This is a genomic window from Vibrio paucivorans (genome assembly GCF_054053395.1).
Genome location: NZ_CM133231.1, coordinates 1,263,493 through 1,283,610 on the forward strand (window position 1 = coordinate 1,263,493; position 20,118 = coordinate 1,283,610).

Sequence of the window (20,118 nt, forward strand, 5' to 3'; positions counted from 1 at the left end):
TGACTAGTAACCCACCATTTGCCCGATAAACAGAGCAACCCAACACAGTGCGTACACAAACAGCATGAATGGCAAAATCGCTTTCAACCACTGCTCGTAAGACACACGACCAAGTGCCAGCATGGCCAGCGTACCGCCAGAAGTTGGAACAATCAGGTTAGTTAGGCCATCACCCACTTGGAATGCTGTGATCATTAGCTGACGGCTCATGCCAACTAGGTCAGCAACTGGGATAAGAATCGGCATCGTCACCATCGCTTGGCCAGAACCAGACGGTACGAATAGGTTGATTACCCCTTGCACCACACTCGCCACAATCGCAGATACTGCAATAGGCATATCTTGGATCAATGAGCTTAACGCACTGACAATGGTGTCGATGATTTGCGCTTGGTCGAGAATGATCTGAATCGATGCCGCGACACCAATAACCAGCGCACCGGCTGTCACGCCAGATGCGCCTTCCATCATCTGCTTTACAATGTTGTTCGCGTTAAGGCCGTTAACCGCACCAATCACAATCGCCATCAATAGGAACAGACCGGCGATTTCGTTGATGTACCAACCATTAGCGAACACACCGTACAGCATGATACCTAGGCCAGCTAAGAAAACGCCTAACGTCAGTTTGTCTTTTTTCCCTAGCGTGTACTCAGATAGGTCTTTGCTTAGCCCTTCTGCTGAATCTGGCTCTTTAAAGTCCATTTTCGCAACGCGAGTACAGATGTAGTAAGAAAGCAGCGCAAGTGAAGACACTACCATTGCGGCACGCAGCCAAGCACCCGAGAAGGTTGGCAACTCAGCAATACCTTGTGCAACGCCCACTGTGTATGGGTTAATCGGAGAAAGAGCAAAGCCCACACCGATACCGCCCACCGCCATAACAGTGCCCACTAAACTTGAGTAGCCAACAGCGGCAGAAATCAGCACCGCCACTGGGACTAAGGCAATGTTATTTTCAAAGCCGACCGCAACACCAAAGAAACCGTAAATAAACGTACCTACCGTGATGATCAGATTACGGTTTTGCACGCCAGCTTTGTTGACGGCAACACCAATGGCATTTTCAAGCGCACCGGTGCGTTGCAGAATGTGGAACAAACCACCCGCAATAAATACGATGAACAAGTAAGGCGCAGCGCTAATAAGACCTTTCGGGATCGCTACGAAAATATCGAAGAAATGCACAGATGGAACATCGCTTAAATACGCGAATGAATCTGCCACTACGGTGGTTTTATCATCGACAACGACTCGTTCAAACTCACCTGCTGGCACAATGAAAGTTAGCAAGTAAGTGGCGACGAGAATCATGAAGATCAGCACCATAGGATCTGGCATGTTTTTATACCAAACCTTCTTTTCTGTCGTCTCCATTTTATTTGTCATATCCATAGCATAGTCTCTCCTTAGTATAGGAATGGATGCCCAATCGTTTGAACACCCAAATTCACAAGCGACCTCAAATAAGGTTTAAAGTGCTTAACGGGAGGCAGGTTTACCTACCTTATGTGTGTTGTTGTTTCATTCGCAAACAGAAGTGATTTAGGACTTCAATGCCCGCTCGCAGGTCTTGCTGCAAAATCGCTTCGTCTGGGTGATGGCTAATGCCATCGGTACAACGCATAAACAGCATCGCAATGTCAGTTAGCTTGCTCACGGCTAACCCATCGTGGCCTGCTCCGCTGAATAAGTGTTTAGCTTCAATACCAGCTTGCCCAATCGCTTCAGCAAGCGTGGCAGACAGCGCATCAGAACAAGTCACAGCGGCTTGCTCATAAGTTTGCTCGTGGCGATATTGCAGATTGTACTGAGCCATCAAAGAGTGGATGTCTGCCAACATTTCCTCGCGGGCAGCAATACGTGAAGCATCATTTGGTGAACGAAGTTCAATAGTAAAATCCGTTTGCTGAGGGATCACATTCACGCCGTTCGGATAGTTGGCAATCTTACCCACCACGCCGACTAGATCGTCTTCACGCTTACACAGCTGATCGAACATATGAATGATTTGTGCCGCGCCTACTAGGGCATCTTGACGTAGGTTCATAGGTACTGTGCCAGCATGGCCGGCCTTTCCAAGAATCGAAAGCGTGTGGCGCTCGATACCCGTCATTGCAGTCACTACGCCTACTGGCAGGTTCGCTTGTTCAAGCTGAGGGCCTTGTTCGATATGCACTTCCAAAAAGCCTAATACCGAGTCTCTATCGTAGGCATCTTGCGCAATCTTCTCTGGCTGGCAGCCAAACTGAATCAAGGCGTCTTTCATGCTCACGCCATGAGTGTCTACAGCCTCTAGCATACTTGGGTCAAACGTCCCTGAAATCGCTTTTGAGCCGAGCAATGTCGATTGAAAGCGCGTGCCTTCTTCATCACTGAATGCAATAACATCAATGTGGAACGGAAACGCAATTTGGTTTTGGTGGAAATGATGCACTAGTGCAAGCGGTAAAATCACACCTAAAATGCCGTCGTATTTACCACCGTTTGGCACCGTATCTTGGTGTGAGCCAAAAATCAGCGTTTTCGCATTCGGGTTTTCACTCTTGTAACGGCCAATTAAGTTTGCAGCGTTATCTAGGCGAACTTCCATCCCAGATTGTTGCATCCACTCGCGGAGTTTCTGGTTTGCCGCCGCGTGCTCTTCACTGGCACACAAACGGGTTACCCCTTCACTGTCTGGATCTTTGGTTTGGCTACAAAACGCGATGCTTTCTAACCATTCCCACGCCAAGCTGGCTGTTTCTACGAATTTTTCCATGATGAATCGTTCTATTTTTGACCATATCTTACTTTAATTTATCATGATAAATACCAAATGAAAGCTATTTATCATGATAAATAGCTTTTTTTGTGAGTGTGATTCGATCGATAATCGGATGGTTTCATAGCCAAAAGATATGCGTGGCGTGATGAAGCAAAAGCAGAAAACAGGTGACATCTGGCAGAAATGCTTCAAAATTCAATCGGTAGCGCACGGAATAGAAGGTGATTGACGGTGGCAGGCAGCGCAAAGCAAAGAAGAACCCAACAATTGGCAGAATCCATCAAAGCATGGATTGTAGATCAAGCGCTTCAGCCCGGAGATCGTTTACCCAATGAACTGCAAGTCATGGAGCAGTTTGATGCGTCTAAAAGCACGGTTCGTGAAAGCATGCGCATCCTAGAAGCTCAAGGGATCTTAAAAACTAAGACAGGGCCCAAAGGTGGAGTGTTTGTCACCGAGATGAGTGAAAAGAAAGCTCAGGCGCTACTGAGTAACTACCTGTTCTTCAAAGACATTTCCATTTCCGACCTCTACCAAATTCGCCTCTCTCTTGAACCTGAGATCACCGCGTCATTAGCCGGAAGGCTAAGCGACCAGCAACTCGCAGCGCTCGATCAACAGATCGACAAATACCAAACTCCACCTGAAGATGTGTACCAAGAGCGCGAGCACCATATTGCCTCTCTGGAATTCCATGGTTTATTAGCCAGTTATTCAGATAATGAACTGCTCAAATTTATGGTGCGCTTTACCGCCCAAATGCTGACAGAACTAACGATCTATAAAAAACTCTACGAACCGGGTAACCACAAACTTTGGAATACTGGGGTACAAAGCCAACGTGCGCTTGTAGAAGCCCTGCGTAAAGGTGATGCAGTCAAAGCCAAGCAAGTCATGGAACAGCATATGCTGACGGCTCATCAACTGATGAAAAAACAAGAAGCCAAAGTCGCAAATCGCTTTATAACAGAGGGTTAACCCCCCTCTGACTCCAACCCTCCTCACTCGGCATGTCGCACTCTCGTCAGCCAATCTCGCGATAGCCTATTTACAGATCACAACTTTCCGTTGTACGGCGCAAAATCAGGCTAAATAGCCTACACTACTAATAAAATTATAAATGGAATTTGTCATGTCGTTGGTCACACGCTGGTTTGTTTCTCGATCCCTGTTTTACTCATGCTGCTTGTCTCCATATCCGTGTACAACAACACTCAATCGATGGTGGAAGACAGCCATTGGGTTACCCACACCCATAAGGCCATCGCTCGCGCTCAAGAACTGCTGAGCCTAGTCGTGGATATGGAGACAGGCCAACGTGGTTACCTCATCACTGGTGATGAAGTCTTTCTTGAACCCTACAACCAAGCACTTCAAGTGTGGGATCAAAAACTCCAAACCCTTTCCCACCAAGTCAGCGATAACCCGCCTCAAGTCGAACGTCTCGCCGTAGTTGACAGCCTGCACAAGCAATGGCTAGCGGAAGCTGGTACAAACGCAATCAATCAGCGAAAACTGGTCGTCGAGGGAAAAGCAGAAATGGCCAGCGTTGTTGAGCTGATTCAACAGCAAACCGGCAAACAAATCATCGACCAAATCCGTCTCGAAATCGCTCGGTTTATCGAAATAGAGCAAGAGCTTATCGATATTCGAGTGGTCAAATCCGATAGTTCGGCTGAACGCACCAGTATGGTATTGCTCATCGGTACATTACTTTCTGCCGCCATTTCCATGATTGTGGCGTTGTGGTCTTCGATTCGAGTTAAACAGCGGATTCAATTGCTGGTTGAAGCCACAAGAAAGGTTGCAGCAGGGCACTTAGAGGAAGGCGCCTCGACCCTGAACCACAAATATGATTTGACCGGCCATGATGAAGTCGCTCAGTTGACTAACAGCTTCAAAGATATGACTAACAACCTAGTCAAAAACGTTGAATCAATGCGAAACTCTAATGAAAGGCTAGAGCAAGAGCGCAAGAAAGCAGAAGCCGCCGCCAAAGCGAAAAGTGAGTTCCTCTCAACCATGAGTCATGAGATCCGCACACCGATGAATGGCGTGTTGGGCATGTCGCAGATCATTGCCAATGAAACCAAAGAGCCAAAAACTAGGGAATACATCAAGGTGATCCTAGATTCCGGTCAGCACCTGATGACGATTCTCAACGACATTCTCGACTTCTCTAAAGTCGAAGAAAACAAACTCGAACTAGAGGCAAACCCTTTTAACATCAGCCAAGTGATTTCTCCTGTGTACGGCGCACTTGAACCTTTAGTCGAAGAAAAGAACATCCAATTGGTGAACGAGAACAATATACCTAGCTCGATTGAATTCACTGGTGACTGCGCCCGTATACGCCAAATCTTGTTCAACCTAGGTGGCAATGCAGTCAAGTTTACTAAGCAAGGGCAGGTTCTTATTCGTAGTCACTTCGACAAGCAACATAATCAGCTGATTTTTGATGTAAAGGATACGGGTATAGGTATCACAAAGGATCAACAAGTGAACATTTTCAACTCGTTTGAGCAGGCCGATACCTCGACCACCCGAAAATTTGGCGGTACAGGTCTGGGGCTTGCGATTGTGAAAAAGTTGGTAGATCTCATGGGCGGGAAAATCACATTAACCAGCACTGAGGGGATGGGGTCGCACTTTCGCGTAGAACTTCCCATCTCTTGGACAGAATCGAGCGTAGCATCGCCAGTCGAAGCCTCTGTAGAAACCGCCACAGCCTGCCAAGCACACTTACGGGTGCTACTGGTCGAAGATAACCGTGTTAATGCCATTGTAGCGCGTAACTTCTGTGAGCAGCAGGGTTTTAGCGTTGATGTTGCAGAAAATGGCCGTGTAGCTGTTGAGAAGGTTCAACACAACCAATACGATTTAATTTTGATGGACAACCATATGCCCGAAATGAACGGCATAGAGGCCACGCGCTATATCAGAAAAGAACTGGGCATCAATACCCTGCTATTTGCCTACACCGCCGATGTGTTCAGAGAAGCGCATGACGGCTTTATCGCCGCTGGTGCCGACCAAGTTCTTACAAAACCCCTGCAACAAGAAAGTTTTGCTGACGCGCTCAATAAATTTGCCTCGCGCCTTCCTAATGCCGACGCACAACCAGAACCTTCACCAAACGTTGTACCACTCCACCGCCAACCCGTAGAGGCCTTGAGCTTAACAGAAGAAGAACTGAGCGAGTCGGAAGTAGTGGCAAGTTTGATCGAGGATAACGCCGCTCTATTAGAAATCCTTGATAGCATGATCAGCAGCTTCGATTCATCGGTCGATGAGTTGATTTCGCTGTGTCTTGCGAAAGACTGGCCATCGTTACAACGCACTTTGCATGCGACTAAAGGAATGGCGCTTAGTCTTGGACTACCAATAATGGCCAATCAAGCGCTTGAGCTAGAGCGTCAGCTTAAGCAACAACAGCCACCGAGCATCGAACAGTTGCAAAAGTTGGTCAATCGAATGCAAATCAACATTCATCAAGGCCACCGAATGATTGAACAATATGCCCCACCACCAAGCAGTTCTCAATACGCTGGATAGCCCCAAAACAAGCTGGTACAAAAAGGCCGTTAACCCATTATTTATGATGGATTAACGGCCTATTCGTTTGCGAAGTATATTGCTAATTGAGTAGCAGCAATTTACTGGTTTTGAGACTGATCCAGCTGCGCTTTCGCCGCTTCTACTTTCGAGAAATCTAGGCCTAGTTCTTCTACCGCTTCTTTAATCAGCGCAGGGTTTTGCATCACTTGGCCCATTAGCATTTGTAGCTGTTCTTGCGGCAAGCCAAGTTGGCCAATAGTCGCCATTGCAGCCAAAGGGTTTTGCGTCAGCGTCTGAAAAAGCTCGTTGATTTGCTCGTCACTGATGTTGTTCTCTTTCAGCATTGCTAGAATTGGGTTCATTCGATTACCTTTTAAATGACTTACTTGTTTAATAACTAGGGTCCCAGTCTAGCATCAGCGCAGTTCGTGTTGAACAGCAAACCTTTCACTCTCACCAATTCACGTGCAACGCTGATAACTGCTACACGTATTTACAGTGTAAAAAGCCCAGCGAAAGAGCTGGGCTTTAATGTGAATTGAGATAGGCTGGCTTAATACAACAATTCAAACTCCGCAATTCTTGGTTTGCCTCGAAGCAGCAGGAAGTTCAAAAATCGGCTGGTCGAAGTGGTGAGTATTTTTTCTTCATCCACGCCGTGCTTTTCCAGCAGTGCAATCGCTAAGTCTAGTTTAGAGATTTCCTCACAAAAATGAGCATCCGATCCGGTACTAAAAAACACGCCAATCTCTTTACCCATCGCCACAATTTGGTCACAACGGGTATCGCTGCCTTTACGGCTTTTTCCGGTTAACGACGTGTTGTTCACTTCAATCGCAACGTTATGTTCTTTCGCACAACGCAGCACCTGTTCCATATCAAACGGGTAGTTTGGATTGCCAAGGTGGCCCAGTACGTCAACTCGGCCACTCTTTATCGCGTTGATCAATGCACGTGTATGTTCCGCTTCAGTTGAGGGCTTAAATACAGGCTCGTGAAAGCTAGCAATAACCCAATCGAGATGTTGGTCGGAAGACGGTGGTAAATCTATCTCTCCTGCTACGTTAAGCGTGTTAGCTTCAACGCCACGCAGAATACCCACCTCATGAAGGAAGCGGGGCAAAATTCTTTGATTATTGAAATACCAGTAATGGGGGGCGCCTGGCATTTCTGGAGCATGATCGGTCGCACAAAGAAGTTTTAGCCCCTTATTCTTAGCAGCTTGAGCATTTTCTATAATGGTGCTGTAGGCGTGTCCACTGGCAATCGTGTGGGTGTGGCTATCAATAACGATATCCATAGCAATCTCCTCGCTAGGTGGACTAATTAACGGATCTCAAACGAGCCGTCTTGGTTTAAGAACAGGTTCAAGTCGGCTTCTACCGAGTGGTTAAGCACCTTATCGACATTAACGGCATCGGAGCGTAAATAGAACTCCAGTGCCTCTTCTGGTGACGTTCCCCCTCGGACCTTACGCCCAACTAAACGCTCTTGTAGAAACTCCGGCTGAGTATCAATAAACACAGTAAAGTCGGCCAGTCGATGCAGCTCATTCCAGACGGGTTCGTTTAGCAGCAGCCAGTTACCCTCAACGACAACAACATTGCGCTGTACAGAAATGGCATCATCAACTGGGTCATGTAAATTTCGGTCGTAGTAAGGCCACTTTGAATCTTTGACTTTGAGCTGTTTTAGTTTGTCGATCAGCTCGGTGAGATTAAAAGTTTCGTAGGAACCTTTGATGCTTCGCAATGGCACAATCTCTCCATTACGCTCAATGGTATTGGTGTCTAAGATCTCATTGGGATAGTGAAAACCGTCAAAAGGCAGTACCTGCAAGGGTTCTAGCTGTTGATGCTGTTCGGAAAGGTGTTCCCAAAATGCCGCTAATGTGGATTTACCGCTACCCGGAGGAGCACAAAGGAAAATAACGACTCGCTCCTCTTTTTCTTGGTACAAGCGAGTGAATTTTTCGATAAGAGGTTGATGGATTTTTTTAACATCGTTGTCTGGAAATACGGCTTCCGTTTCAAAGCCACTGACATTTAAATTCACTTTCATGGTGAACCCTTATTGATTGATCTCCTCTTCGATTCTTTCCAACAACATTTCGCACGACAGTTTCAGTACTGTTTTGATCAGAGATTCGTATCTCATTTGCGAAAAGGACTCAAACGAAGAGAACTTAAGCTGATTAATGGACTCAAGGTAAAAGCTGTCTTGCTGTGACGATAAGATGGCCTGATTGTTTATAAAGTCGTATATCACATCATCAACAAATTCGACGCTCTCTGGCTGCGATGCCGCATACTCCAATACTTGGTCGTAAAGACCGATATCGGCGTACGTTTCTAGGGAGATTTTCCCCATCGCAAACATCAACTTCGACATGACATCCGTCGTCACCAGCGGGCCATCGTCTTTCAGCAACGGATCCACCGCATACTCCTTCACTAGGTCGTCTTGCACGAACACTCTCGGAAGTAATGCTTTTAGCTTGAGGTTGATTATTTGGTTTGAAACCTGAAGAAAAGCGGTAGCACTTTCGCACTCATCCAATTCCTCCAGCAATTCGTCTTCACGTGACAACGTCTGATGACCTCTCCATTATGTGGCAGCGCAAAGGCTACCACACAAATTCGTTGCAACTAAACCGTTAAGCTCACGTCGTAAAACTCGAGTAACGCTTTTTCTGCATGTGCATTCCATACATAGTTGTTTGCACTCAAAATCGCGTCTAGTTCAACGAAGAACGGGTCTTGGTCTGCCAGCGATAAAAACTCATCTATCGGTGTTAATGGCAAATCAATATGTGGGTAAATCAGTTTCTTACCACCTGGAATATCCAGCTGATTCAAAATCGTATGTGGTGCAGCCTGCAGGCCACCAACGTGAGTAATCATGAATGATGGGTTCAAACGCCCCTGAGAAGACATTTCAATCGACTCAATCATATCGCCCGTTGAACCACCCGACGTACCGACAATATGTGTTGCTTCGTAGTGAACGTTGTAGAAGTTAAACGGCACTTTAAACTGCTTGTCGGTCGGACCGGCAAAGAAGTTTAAACAGCCATCATTACCTAACAGCTCGTCTGCCTGTTCCAATACTTGTGCTACTGCCGCGTAGACCATTACGTCGTCGTAACCTTGGCCGCCGTTGAGCTGCTTTAAGTACTCTACAGGGTCGTCCACTTGCGCAGTATTCACATAGTGCAGCTCAATGCCCTGCTCTTTCGCTTTAGCTACTGGAATTAAGCACTCAGCTCTATCAAGGCGAGCAGCATCGATATCTGTCACTACAATCAACTTAGGCTTTACAGGGCCATTGATGGCGTAGTCAATAGCACCGATACCCATAGGGCCAGCACAAGCCAATAGAGCCAGCGATCCGCCCTCCTTGATGCCCATATCGTGTTCATACACATACGGTTTCGTGTGGTAGCTTGCGTGGTACGCACCAATGATGCACGACATCGGCTCAGCAAGAGACGCATCAGCGAAGTAGCTTCCTTCGTATGGCAGTACACAGCCTAAATCAATCGCAATTTTAGGAATGATGGAATACGTCGCGTTACCGCCGAACGTTTCATAGCTGTAGCCTGCGGAGTACCCAGAAGGCAGACCCATTGCTGGCTGAAGAACAAATGAATCGCCCGCTTTGAATTGGTCTTTTAGGTTGTCGCCCACTTCGACAATGACACCTGCGTATTCGTGCCCTGTCATCACTGGGACCTCATCAATGTTCTCTGGCACACGTTTGTGTTTACTGCCTAGCAATGCCGCTTTGTAAGTCGACAAACAGATACTGTTTGAGATGTTTTTAACCAGAAGCTCATCGGCTGAAATACTTGGCAAATCAAAGGTTCTTAGTTGAACGTCTTTCTCACCACAGATAACCGCTGCTGTTGTTTGTACCATGATTTCTCTCCAAAACGGGGTGGTATGCCACCCCATACTGCATTGTTAGGCTGGTTGCTCAGTCGCGACCGTTTGTTGCTTAATCTTATCCATCAGCTCATCAAGCGCTGGATCATTGAGGAAGTTCTTAATTGTGATGACAGGTAGTCCTGTTGCATTGACCGCTCGGCTTTCTAAGCTTTCATGTGTGACCACAATGTCGGCCTCACTTGGTACCTTTTCGATAGCGAAGTTTTTCACTTCAATATCAATTCCGGCTTGAGTCAGTTTACGTTTAAAGGTCGAGGCACCCATGGCGCTAGAGCCCATACCCGCATCACATGCGAATGCGACAAATGAAATTGGTTTCGCTGTTTCTTGAGCGGTTGCTGCAGCAGTAGGTTTAACTGTACCTTCCGCTTTCATGTCTTTCATATCTGATACAGATTGCTCAAACTCGTCTTCTTTGTTTTCTGACTTGCTCATCTTCAAAATCGCGCTAGCCACTAAGAAAGACACAATCGTTGCTGTTGTTACACCAGCGATAGTGGCGATGAAGCTGCCTTTAGGCGTAAGTGCTAGGTAAGAGAAGATAGAACCCGGACTTGGACCCGCTACCAAACCAGCATCCAGTAAGTTGAAGGTCGCAATACCTGTCGCAGCGCCTGCAATCATTGCCACAATCATGATTGGCTTCATCAGTACGTACGGGAAGTACAGCTCGTGAATACCACCGAAGAAGTGAATGATGATGGCACTTGGTGCAGAGCGCTTAGACAAACCTTGACCAAACTTCGCGTAAGCCAGCAGCATACCCAAACCAGGGCCAGGGTTAGACGCCACCATAAAGAAGATCGACTTGCCTGATTCTGCTGCCGCTTGCAGACCCAATGGGTAATAAATCCCTTGGTCAATCGCGTTGTTCAGGAACAGAATTTTTGCTGGTTCGTTGATGATCGCCAGCAAAGGTAGGAATCCAGTCGCCACCAGCGCTTCGATGCCTGATTTCACAAACAAGTTCGCGGCAGTCACCGCTGGACCAACAATTTCGTAGGCAAACAGACACAAGATCATGCCAACGATGCCCAATGAGAAGTTGTTCACCACCATCTCAAAGCCTGACGGAATGCGGTGTTGGATACGCTTATCCATTTGCACCACAACCCAAGCACTCAGTGGGCCCATAATCATTGCGCCGACAAACATTGGAATGTCTGCACCCACAATCACACCCATAGTACCGATGGCACCTGCCACCGCACCGCGTTTATCACCGACAATCTGACCACCGGTATAACCAATCAGTAATGGCAGTAAGTAGGTGATCATTGGGCCAACAAGTTCACCAAATGCTTCGTTTGGCATCCAGCCCGTTGGAATAAAGAGTGCAGTTATAAAGCCCCAAGCGATAAAGGCTCCGATATTTGGCAGCACCATGGCAGTCAAATGACCACCAAAGGCTTGCACATTGGCTCGCATGTTTGCTTTCACGTGATGTTCCTTTTAGTATGCTTTTATTATGTCTAGCACTTGTTGCTTGGATGAAGCTTGTGCCAACTTGGCAATATTCTCTTCGTCCACAAACATCTCGCTTAACGCTTGAATCACCTCAATGTGGGTATCTGAGTCTTTTGCCGCTAAAGTAATTAGGACATTGGCTGGGCCTAGGTCCGAGCCGAAATCAACTGGAGATGGGAAGACATGAATGCCTAAGCCCGTTTTTAGTACGCCGGTTTCAGGGCGAGCGTGGGGCATGGCAAGTCCAGGGCATAGAACATAGTAAGGGCCATTGTCTTCGGTAGACTGAATAATGGCATCAGCATAGTGCTGAGAGACGTAACCTTTATCTTCTAGATACTGAGTCGTCTTCTTAACCGCTTCTTGCCATTGGTAAGCACGGTCATTAATAACATCTACTAGTTCGTGGTCGATTAACTCATACAGCATTTTTTTACCCTATCAACATATCGTCATCCGATGGGGTCATTATCAATAACAGCCCAGTCACCACGCAACTGAGCTGTTTTTGTGATACACACCTCACTTAATTGGGTGTCAATCTGTTTTAATGGGCTTCCCTCAAAATTCTGCCAAGAAATTTAATTACATTTTTCTCATTAGACACAAGTCAATAGACAAAATTTGATCCAATCAAAACTTCTAGATTTTTTTTGAAATTCATAATATTCAAAGTAGATCACAATAAGCCCATTGACTAAGCGTTTATCGTGATAAATCTCAAAGTTAATTTAAGGCTATTTGGCGTCTTAAGAATAAGAAGCAGCGATCACCATCACATGTGAATGAATCATAAAAGCGATTTGTCATGAAATTACATAGGCAACTCTTTGCGCCTTGGTTCTCCGCTCCCCATCTGACTCAGCATCCAACAATAAAAAAGCCCAGCCAAAAGGCTGGGCAAGACGGCAGTTCGATTACGTCGCTGGTAATCTAATAGGACTTAAATCTTAGAAGTTATAGATAAGCGCCAATTCCACACGCGCGATATCTTTACTGTCTGGACCAACAACATCATCCGTGTAGTCGCTTGCCAATGCGTAGTAGGTATTCACTTCGGTTTTCAGGTTGCCGGTGATGTAATTGTGGAACTGCAGATAGAACTGGGTGTACGCATATTTCTCATCTGAGTTTTCACCAAAGAGTACATCTTGGTTAAGCGTGTATATTGCGTCGTCGGTGTTTGCACGCCATGTCGACATAAAACCAGTAATTATCGTTTGCTTCGGCGCATACTCAATCACTGAATAGCCACCTAGCTGCATGGCGTTACCGTAGGCACCATCATGAGCGAAGCCTAGCGGGTCGCCGGTCCACAATGGGTTGAAGGTCGTCACTTTATCGCTGTCTTTGTCCGAACCAGACGCATAGTGTAAGTTCATCCCTAAACGGTAGTTCCAGTCGGCTTTCCAGTTATAGTTAAAGTCGGCATAAGCCATGTACGCGGAGATGTCCTTACCTGCATGATCACCGAACTGGTAAATACCATCGACCATGTAGCCAAAGCCTTCACTGACAAAGTCATGGGCATGCAAGCCCAATACTTGAATATCAATGTCACCATCTGGCGCGTTAACAAAGCTTTCGTTGATAAGCTGGTTGCTCATCACGTAGGCTTGCATCGCACCAAAATCAGTACGCCAGTTAGCAAACAAACCGGTCGATTTTTTGCCATTGGTTTTATCGTCCCAGTTGCCACCGAAGCCGCCATTTTCATAGACAGGGAAGACTTCCTCACCGTAGTAGACATCAAAGTTGATACCACTTACCGAGTACTTAGCGCTAGCCGCATTCCAGCTAGACTGTACTGGTGTCGGTTCGCGGTTCATCATTTGCCATTCGTTTAAGTAGATCTCTTGGCGGCCTAAACGGGTACTTAGATACTGCTCGCCGTCATCAATCAACTTGAACTCAGCAAATAATTGATGGAAGTCGGTACCTGCATCATCGACAGGGCCTGGGTTGTCTAGGTTGGTGTAGTTAGTACGAATTTCACCAAATAGGCGTATCCAATCTTGGTAAGTCACGTCAGTTGCAAACAGCATGCGCGTTCTCAGTTCGTTCTTTTTACGATCGTCACCGTCATACATATGATTCCAACGATTATCCAATGCCGCTTTGATGTTACCGCTAAAGGATACTTTCCAATCACCGCTCTCATCGATTTCGAGGCGCTTAAGCACGCGTTATACATTGTGATAAAAAAGGCTGACGCAATGTCAGCCTTTTTTGTTTATGCGATATCAGCTTACTCGTAGTCTGAAGCGTATGTATCTTCGTAGCTGTGCGAGTAGAACTCGAATAGGTTGCCAAACGGGTCTTCTAGGTAAACCATTTGTGCCTGCTTTAGCTCATCTTCTGGGTGGTAACGGTGGATATCCATACGCACTTTACCGCCAAATTCTTCAACACGCTTAATAGCAGTATCAAATTGCTCTTTTGGCAGCTGAAGACAGAAATGGAAGATGCCTAGGCGAGAAAAATCAACTTCGTGACGCTCTTGGCGCTCTTTCATTTCAAACAGCTCAACACCGATACCATCTGATGTCACTAGGTGAGCGATGTTGAAGCCTTTAAAGCCTTCACCGAATACTGCAATACACATGCGGCCGATTGCACTTTCACGCTCTTCAATAACCTTAGTGTTATTCATTACAATACGTAGACCAAGCGCTTTAGTGTAGAACTCAACCGCTTTGTCCATGTCGCCAACCATGATACCTACGTGATTCATTTTCATAACTTTCTCCAAATTATTTAATTATTCGAAGTCAGTGCGACTTCAACATTGTTGTTTGTGTGTCTTGTTTCGATGAGGAGAGTATAGGTAGAATTAAGAATTACGTAAAATTATTGATAATTATAAATATGATAATTTTTTGTTATTACATCTCTGTAGTAGTTCTCGGCCGCCAGCCGCTGGCAATAAAAAACGCCCAGCACACAGTGCTGGGCGTTTGAATATCATTATCTACTCGAATTAGAACTTCTTCGGTGCGTAACCTGTCATCACTTTCAAACGTAGCTCTTTACCAATTTTGGTCATTGGGTGCACCACAACTAAGCCTTTTACCGACTTCTTCAACTTACCCATATCTGCTTGCTCTGCTTTTGTGATTTCACGAGAGAACGGCATATCAAGTAGAGCTTTACGTTCTTTATTAAGATCGTAACTTTGCTTGTGCTTAAGCTGGCTCACTTTCTTAGTCAGCTTTTCAATTTCATCAGTAAAATGTGTAATCATTGATTGATCACCACGAGACTTCGCGGCGTTCAGCTTATGACGACAAGTGTCCAAGCGATTATTTAGCTGCTGGATTTCTTTTTTTGCGCTCATGGTAATTCAGCTCTCTGATATTAAGTGGGCGCGGAGTATATCATAGACTTTCTCCACGCCCTAGTTTGGTTAGCTTACGATTGATAGTCCTCTATGGCACGCTCCAGCGCCGTCATATCTTGGCTACAAAGATGCGGCCTCAACGCCTCAAATTTTTCCGCCGGCCAATCGTATATCTTGAACGACAGTAGCTTTTCTATCGCAGCGGAAGAGAATCGATACTTCACTTTCTTAGCTGGAGATCCCGCCACCACCGCGTACGGCTCGACGTCTTTGGTGACCACACTATTGGCAGCAATCACTGCACCTTCACCTATTCTCACACCCGGCATGATCATAGCGCGCATGCCGATCCAAGCCCCATCGCCAATCACGGTATCTCCCTTACCTTGGTATGAGTGCTCGACATCATCTAAAAACGGATACAGGCAAAACCAATCGGCTCGGTGATTATGATTCCCACCCATAAGGATCACCACTTCAGCAGCGATACAGACGTAGTCGCCAATATAAAGTTTATCGACGGACCACTTGGGCTGATGATGTTGCGTGTGTGAATCACCCAATAAATAGCGCACCACAGAATGTTCAAAGCCGTTATCCCAGCAATCGCTGTAATAACTGTGTGTGCCTTTAATATGGATATTTTTGTTCTGCACCACTTGATGCAGTAACTGAAATTGAGACCAGTGTTTCTGTGTCATGACAAATTCCTTCAAATGAATTGAGTTGCCACGGAACGATTTTCGCGGCGTAACTTATACGTTCAACTAAGCTACGCTTACTGGATGCGAGGCTGCTTTAGCAGCGGATTAACTTGCATGATAGGACTCCTGAAAACGGTCAGACAGTAACGCAAACCATCAACTTGTGTGTCAGTATGACGTAAACTCATTCAGATTAACTATAAGTGGAAATTCGCTATGAAGAGAGCAATATGCGCACTTGCGTCTATTTCGATGTTAGCACTCACCTCGCCATTGCTGGCCAAAGAGTCGAGCGTCGCGGTTCAATATCTTTCTCCAGTCAATGACCAAGAGCAGCAAATCCTCAAAGCCATTAAAGACAGCGGCGTAGACGAAACTCTGATGTCGCTCGCCGATCTCTACTTTCCATTCAATAACCCACTTACGATAAAATACGGCAGCGATGATGGCCCGCTCTACGACCCTGAATCGCATCAAGTCCATATTCCTTATGAGTTCTACCTACAATCTGAGCAGTACTTCGACAAAAACCTGACGCAAAGTTCTGCGGAATCGGCACAAGAAGGAGCGAATGCAACGTTACTGCACACCTTGCTGCACGAAGCCGGCCATGCTTACATCGCCGACCAGAATATTCCTATCTTGGGTAAAGAAGAAGACGCCGTAGACAACTTTGCCACTTTGCTACTGCTCAATTACGTTGAAGGTGGGGATAGCATCGCGATTAATGCCGCCGATATGTTTGCCTTTGAATCGGAACACAAACCAGAATACTACGAGTTTGATGAGTACATTGACGAGCACAGTTTCGATCTACAACGCTACTTTTCGACATTATGCCTTGTCTACGGTTACGACCCAGAAGCGCATCCAACACTGTTAGATGAAATCGAAAAAGACTATTTAACCGAGCGGAAAGATTTTTGTGAATATCATTATCAGTCACTCGATCAGAATTGGAGTGTGTACTTAAAAACCGAGCGCGAGATAAATTAGAGAGTTTGCAGAAATACCAAAGTACTAACCATGGCCTTCCTTGGCCATGCTTTGTATTAGTTTACGCGTTGGATAGTCTTACTTGGGTCAATTGATTTTGCCGCTTCAGACGGTGCATACTGGCGAACCAGTACGTTCCAAGTATCAGTTGGCTTTAATCCGTCTAGTGGAATATTGTTGATAGCGTTCTCGCCACAACCAAAGCTCACGGTGTAAGTCCCATCGGCATTTGGCTTAGCAATACCCGAGTTTATCGACGCTTTGTCGTTGAACATAAAGCCATCTGTGTTGTAAACAGTGAATGACCAGAAACCTTTGTTCTTCGGATCTTTGAACGTTGTTTGGTGACACTCTGTGCTAGAAAACTCTGGCGAGTACTGATAAATGTTGTCTTTGTAAGTTGCACCACCTCAACCGTAGGCGGTACCTTGCAGTTTACTCTCTTCGCTCGTATAGCTGTCCATACCAAACATGCCTTCAGAGTCTTCAATACCAATATCGGCAATCTCTAGCAGTAACTCTCTTTTCACGCCTTCAGTTTGAGCGGCCAGCTCAGGCAAAGGCATATTGTCAAAACTTACATACTTATCGTCAGACGACGCATTGATCACAAACTGATCTTGCAACTTATTCAAACGGGAGATTTCAGCTTGATCGTTAAGGTCAGGCAAGTAGATGCGAACCACTACAAACATGTATTTGGTTGAATCTGGCACCGTTATGGTTTCATCACCATCGGTGTAAACTAAGTCGAAAGTTTGGTGATTCTCATCAGTGAACTGAACCATCGCAAAGCGCCCATCCATATCAGGAAGAGTAATGCTTGCCCCACCTTCGGTATCAACGACTGCAGTTGAATAAATCGTGTCACGGTTCATTCTGACTATTGGCTGTTCTTCTGTTTTGGGAGTAGTACGGAAGTGACGCCATGAATTCTGTTTTCCGAGTTCAGATTTAGCAATCGTGACGGAGAAGTATTTTGACGTTTCCATTTGAACAAAGTTCTCACGGGTTCCTCCAGCTGCCGTTGCTGAACCAATACATAGAGTGGTCAAAATAGCCGTTGCAATCGTCAATTTTTTCATAGTGTTTCCTCTCAATTAGGGTAACTTCGTACGTAACTTCCCTCCATGGCAGTCGACTTGTGTTTAAGTTGGTAAAGGCTACTAGCGGTGAACCGTATATCCGCAGTTCACTCAGTGAGGTGAATTGCGGTGAGTTCAAAAGTTACGCTTCGTCTCGCTCTCCCTCTTTGCACATAGAATAAAAAAACATCAGTCGCATTGTTAACAACGGATAGGCTCACGTTTGAGCCGATACGGCCCTCTGGCCGATCTGTAGAAATGCACAAGGGAAGATCTGAGCTAAAAGGGATAAGAATAGTTTGGTAGAAGAATGATTCAGATGGAGCGATTTAAAAAACAATATGCTTAGCTAATACGTTGAAAAGACAGATATTAGTTTAGTGAGTTACATCACTTAGACCTTAGTCTATTTATCACTAAAACTATCAACATTCACATTCCTGTAATACGAAATTCGTTAGTCTTAAAGTTTATAAAAACAATAACATCTTACAAACCATGGCTAATTAAAACAGGAAGTAACTATGGGCCTATCTATTAGAAAAAGACTTTACGTGCTGTCGCTGATCCCTCTACTCGTGATTACATCCGGGATGATGTGGTTTACCTATATGAAAACCACCAGCTTTAATGAAAGTCAGGTTGAGCTTACCCGCTCTAACATGATGAACATGAAGAAAGAGGAACTCAAAAACTACATGCAGATGGCGCGTTCTGCGATTGAACCTCTGCTGCAACGCGGAGCCACTATCGAAGAAGCGTTACCAGTGCTGCGTGAACTGGAATATGGGGAATCTGGTTATATTTTTGTGTACGACGCTCAAGGTGTGCGCGTCTCTGTTGGACAAAGTGACAAAGGCATTGGCGACAATTTCTATAACCTGCAAGATAAACAAGGCAATTACTTAATCCAAGATTTGCTTAAAAATGCCAAAACCGGCGACTTCACTACCTATTATTTCCCTAAGCTGGGTCAAACTGAAGCGCTACCTAAGCTGAGCTATTCAATATTCATCCTGCAATGGGACGTGATGATAGGTACTGGTTTCTACACCGACGATATTGATGCCATCATAGAGTCCATGGAGCAGGCCGCTAACGCGGAGCTAGAGCAAACTCTCAGCGCTATTGCCCTATTCTGCCTTGTTATCGCAGCAGCAGTTGGTGCATTTGCTGTCATCATTAACCGCAGCATCATGCAGCCGATCGAGCAGTTTGATCAATCGATTCAATCCTTTGCAAGTGGCGATGCCGATCTCACCGCACGCATGCAACCATCGAAGATTCCAGAGTTCGCTAGCCTAAGCGGCAACTTCAATCAGTTTGTGGAAAGCCTTCAATCGATCATTAGTAACGTTGGTAATGTCGGCCAGCAAGTACTGGAAGAAACAGGCAACATGTCGAGTCGAGCGGCACAAGTCGATGAGCTCGCATCTGGTCAACGCGAAGAAACCGAGCAAGTCGCAACCGCGATGACAGAAATGACAACCACAGCTACTGAGATTTCCAACAATGCTAGCCAAGCAGCGGAGTCAGCAAAACAAGCGGACGACAATGCTAAGGAAGCACAAGATATCGTTAACTCGGCAGCGAATTCTGTGCAAGACTTGGCAGGAGAAGTGTCCAAAGCAAGTGACGTTATTTCTCGACTAGAAGGCGACGTTCAAAACATTTCATCTTCACTAGAAGTGATTCAAGGTATTGCTGAACAAACCAACTTACTCGCACTAAATGCGGCTATAGAGGCGGCGCGTGCAGGTGAACAAGGCCGCGGTTTCGCAGTGGTTGCCGACGAAGTTCGCCAATTAGCTAGCCGCACTCAAGATAGTACTGGCGAAATTCATGAGATGATTGAAAAGCTCAAATCTGCGTCCGATGATGCGGTAAAAGCAATGGATGCGAGTCGAGCAAGAGGCGACAGCACTGTCAATGAAGCCAACGCGGCTGCGGAAGCATTGGTGAAAATCCAGAACTCAATTGGCACCATCATGGATATGAACTCCTTGATTGCGACTGCAACTGAAGAGCAAAGCATTGTGGGGCAAGAGATTTCCCAGCGTATCGTGGTAATTTCAGATCAAAGCAGTCAATCAGCTGAACTTGCCAACCAAAACCGTGCTGGCAGCCAAGAGCTCAACGACCGAGCCAAGGAACTGTACCACTTAGTCGACCGTTTCACCGTCTAAACCACCGAGTTTACAGTGTAAAAAGAGCGCCTTTAGGGCGCTCTTTTTGTTTTCGCTGTTTCCGC

At 45.9% G+C, this 20,118-nt stretch carries 18 protein-coding genes and 1 pseudogene; 4 read left to right on the plus strand and 15 right to left on the minus strand.

Annotation, left to right across the window (positions count from 1 at the left end; genetic code table 11):
* Positions 1 to 3 precede the first annotated feature (3 nt).
* Together ACXABW_RS21105 and ACXABW_RS21110 are read right to left on the minus strand one after the other, a co-directional pair.
* The gene (locus ACXABW_RS21105; protein WP_457525425.1) at positions 4 to 1,395 is read right to left on the minus strand and encodes a YfcC family protein; all 1,392 of its coding nucleotides are present in this window, start codon (positions 1,393 to 1,395) and stop codon (positions 4 to 6) included.
* 112 nt (positions 1,396 to 1,507) lie between these two features.
* Entirely contained in the window at positions 1,508 to 2,761 is a 1,254-nt protein-coding gene (locus tag ACXABW_RS21110; RefSeq protein WP_457525426.1) for an allantoate amidohydrolase, read from the minus strand.
* 237 nt (positions 2,762 to 2,998) lie between these two features.
* On the opposite strand from ACXABW_RS21110, the gene ACXABW_RS21115 reads away from it, so the two are divergent.
* Together ACXABW_RS21115 and ACXABW_RS21120 are read left to right on the plus strand one after the other, a co-directional pair.
* Positions 2,999 to 3,745, plus strand: a complete 747-nt coding sequence (locus ACXABW_RS21115) for a FadR/GntR family transcriptional regulator (RefSeq protein WP_457525427.1) — start codon at positions 2,999 to 3,001, stop codon at positions 3,743 to 3,745.
* A gap of 135 nt (positions 3,746 to 3,880) precedes the next feature.
* Positions 3,881 to 6,322 (plus strand): CHASE3 domain-containing protein, encoded by a 2,442-nt coding sequence (locus tag ACXABW_RS21120; RefSeq protein ID WP_457527164.1) that lies wholly within the window; start codon positions 3,881 to 3,883, stop codon positions 6,320 to 6,322.
* A 101-nt stretch (positions 6,323 to 6,423) separates the two neighbouring features.
* Here the strand turns inward: ACXABW_RS21120 and ACXABW_RS21125 are convergent, their stop codons facing one another.
* The 11 genes and pseudogenes from ACXABW_RS21125 to ACXABW_RS21175 all read right to left on the minus strand — a co-directional run bounded on the left by ACXABW_RS21125 (position 6,424) and on the right by ACXABW_RS21175 (position 15,783).
* The gene (locus ACXABW_RS21125; protein WP_252032648.1) at positions 6,424 to 6,687 is read right to left on the minus strand and encodes a DUF2999 family protein; all 264 of its coding nucleotides are present in this window, start codon (positions 6,685 to 6,687) and stop codon (positions 6,424 to 6,426) included.
* Positions 6,688 to 6,878: 191 nt separating this feature from the next.
* Positions 6,879 to 7,625: a PHP domain-containing protein gene (locus ACXABW_RS21130; RefSeq protein ID WP_457525428.1), complete on the minus strand. Its 747-nt coding sequence runs from the start codon at positions 7,623 to 7,625 to the stop codon at positions 6,879 to 6,881.
* 26 nt (positions 7,626 to 7,651) lie between these two features.
* Positions 7,652 to 8,386: a nucleoside/nucleotide kinase family protein gene (locus ACXABW_RS21135; RefSeq protein ID WP_457525429.1), complete on the minus strand. Its 735-nt coding sequence runs from the start codon at positions 8,384 to 8,386 to the stop codon at positions 7,652 to 7,654.
* A gap of 9 nt (positions 8,387 to 8,395) precedes the next feature.
* On the minus strand, positions 8,396 to 8,914 hold the full coding sequence (locus tag ACXABW_RS21140) for an MltR family transcriptional regulator (RefSeq protein WP_457525430.1): 519 nt from the start codon (positions 8,912 to 8,914) through the stop codon (positions 8,396 to 8,398).
* A gap of 59 nt (positions 8,915 to 8,973) precedes the next feature.
* Positions 8,974 to 10,245 (minus strand): zinc-binding dehydrogenase, encoded by a 1,272-nt coding sequence (locus ACXABW_RS21145; protein ID WP_457525431.1) that lies wholly within the window; start codon positions 10,243 to 10,245, stop codon positions 8,974 to 8,976.
* A gap of 45 nt (positions 10,246 to 10,290) precedes the next feature.
* A complete protein-coding gene (locus ACXABW_RS21150; protein ID WP_457525432.1) occupies positions 10,291 to 11,715 on the minus strand; it encodes a PTS mannitol transporter subunit IICB in 1,425 nt (474 codons plus the stop codon).
* A gap of 12 nt (positions 11,716 to 11,727) precedes the next feature.
* The gene (locus ACXABW_RS21155) at positions 11,728 to 12,171 is read right to left on the minus strand and encodes a PTS sugar transporter subunit IIA (RefSeq protein ID WP_252032661.1); all 444 of its coding nucleotides are present in this window, start codon (positions 12,169 to 12,171) and stop codon (positions 11,728 to 11,730) included.
* A 521-nt stretch (positions 12,172 to 12,692) separates the two neighbouring features.
* A pseudogene (locus ACXABW_RS21160) lies at positions 12,693 to 13,922 on the minus strand (hypothetical protein); the annotation flags it as partial.
* A gap of 68 nt (positions 13,923 to 13,990) precedes the next feature.
* Positions 13,991 to 14,482, minus strand: a complete 492-nt coding sequence (locus ACXABW_RS21165) for a VOC family protein (protein WP_252032687.1) — start codon at positions 14,480 to 14,482, stop codon at positions 13,991 to 13,993.
* 240 nt (positions 14,483 to 14,722) lie between these two features.
* Positions 14,723 to 15,079 carry a YibL family ribosome-associated protein gene (locus ACXABW_RS21170; protein ID WP_252032690.1) on the minus strand — a complete coding sequence of 119 codons (357 nt, stop codon included), beginning with the start codon at positions 15,077 to 15,079 and terminating at the stop codon, positions 14,723 to 14,725.
* 74 nt (positions 15,080 to 15,153) lie between these two features.
* On the minus strand, positions 15,154 to 15,783 hold the full coding sequence (locus ACXABW_RS21175; RefSeq protein WP_457525433.1) for a CatB-related O-acetyltransferase: 630 nt from the start codon (positions 15,781 to 15,783) through the stop codon (positions 15,154 to 15,156).
* A gap of 219 nt (positions 15,784 to 16,002) precedes the next feature.
* Between ACXABW_RS21175 and ACXABW_RS21180 the strand changes: the two genes are divergently transcribed.
* Positions 16,003 to 16,782 (plus strand): DUF4344 domain-containing metallopeptidase, encoded by a 780-nt coding sequence (locus ACXABW_RS21180; protein WP_457525434.1) that lies wholly within the window; start codon positions 16,003 to 16,005, stop codon positions 16,780 to 16,782.
* A gap of 56 nt (positions 16,783 to 16,838) precedes the next feature.
* Here the strand turns inward: ACXABW_RS21180 and ACXABW_RS21185 are convergent, their stop codons facing one another.
* Together ACXABW_RS21185 and ACXABW_RS21190 are read right to left on the minus strand one after the other, a co-directional pair.
* Positions 16,839 to 17,168 (minus strand): DUF1214 domain-containing protein, encoded by a 330-nt coding sequence (locus ACXABW_RS21185; RefSeq protein WP_457527166.1) that lies wholly within the window; start codon positions 17,166 to 17,168, stop codon positions 16,839 to 16,841.
* Positions 17,169 to 17,192: 24 nt separating this feature from the next.
* Positions 17,193 to 17,867, minus strand: coding sequence for a DUF1254 domain-containing protein (locus ACXABW_RS21190; RefSeq protein WP_457525435.1), 675 nt, complete (start codon positions 17,865 to 17,867; stop codon positions 17,193 to 17,195).
* A gap of 524 nt (positions 17,868 to 18,391) precedes the next feature.
* Between ACXABW_RS21190 and ACXABW_RS21195 the strand changes: the two genes are divergently transcribed.
* Entirely contained in the window at positions 18,392 to 20,053 is a 1,662-nt protein-coding gene (locus ACXABW_RS21195) for a methyl-accepting chemotaxis protein (protein WP_457525436.1), read from the plus strand.
* The last annotated feature ends 65 nt before the right edge of the window (positions 20,054 to 20,118 follow it).

Bases quoted from the DNA above. Each gene is read 5' to 3' on its own strand.
- ACXABW_RS21110 (WP_457525426.1), bottom strand. From the start codon at position 2,761: ATGGAAAAATTCGTAGAAACAGCCAGCTTGGCGTGGGAATGGTTAGAA.
- ACXABW_RS21125 (WP_252032648.1), bottom strand. From the start codon at position 6,687: ATGAACCCAATTCTAGCAATGCTGAAAGAGAACAACATCAGTGACGAG.
- ACXABW_RS21135 (WP_457525429.1), bottom strand. From the start codon at position 8,386: ATGAAAGTGAATTTAAATGTCAGTGGCTTTGAAACGGAAGCCGTATTT.
- ACXABW_RS21155 (WP_252032661.1), bottom strand. From the start codon at position 12,171: ATGCTGTATGAGTTAATCGACCACGAACTAGTAGATGTTATTAATGAC.
- ACXABW_RS21195 (WP_457525436.1), top strand. From the start codon at position 18,392: ATGGGCCTATCTATTAGAAAAAGACTTTACGTGCTGTCGCTGATCCCT.
- ACXABW_RS21180 (WP_457525434.1), top strand. From the start codon at position 16,003: ATGAAGAGAGCAATATGCGCACTTGCGTCTATTTCGATGTTAGCACTC.
- ACXABW_RS21145 (WP_457525431.1), bottom strand. From the start codon at position 10,245: ATGGTACAAACAACAGCAGCGGTTATCTGTGGTGAGAAAGACGTTCAA.
- ACXABW_RS21105 (WP_457525425.1), bottom strand. From the start codon at position 1,395: ATGGATATGACAAATAAAATGGAGACGACAGAAAAGAAGGTTTGGTAT.
- ACXABW_RS21190 (WP_457525435.1), bottom strand. From the start codon at position 17,867: ATGAAAAAATTGACGATTGCAACGGCTATTTTGACCACTCTATGTATT.
- ACXABW_RS21165 (WP_252032687.1), bottom strand. From the start codon at position 14,482: ATGAAAATGAATCACGTAGGTATCATGGTTGGCGACATGGACAAAGCG.
- ACXABW_RS21170 (WP_252032690.1), bottom strand. From the start codon at position 15,079: ATGAGCGCAAAAAAAGAAATCCAGCAGCTAAATAATCGCTTGGACACT.
- ACXABW_RS21175 (WP_457525433.1), bottom strand. From the start codon at position 15,783: ATGACACAGAAACACTGGTCTCAATTTCAGTTACTGCATCAAGTGGTG.
- ACXABW_RS21130 (WP_457525428.1), bottom strand. From the start codon at position 7,625: ATGGATATCGTTATTGATAGCCACACCCACACGATTGCCAGTGGACAC.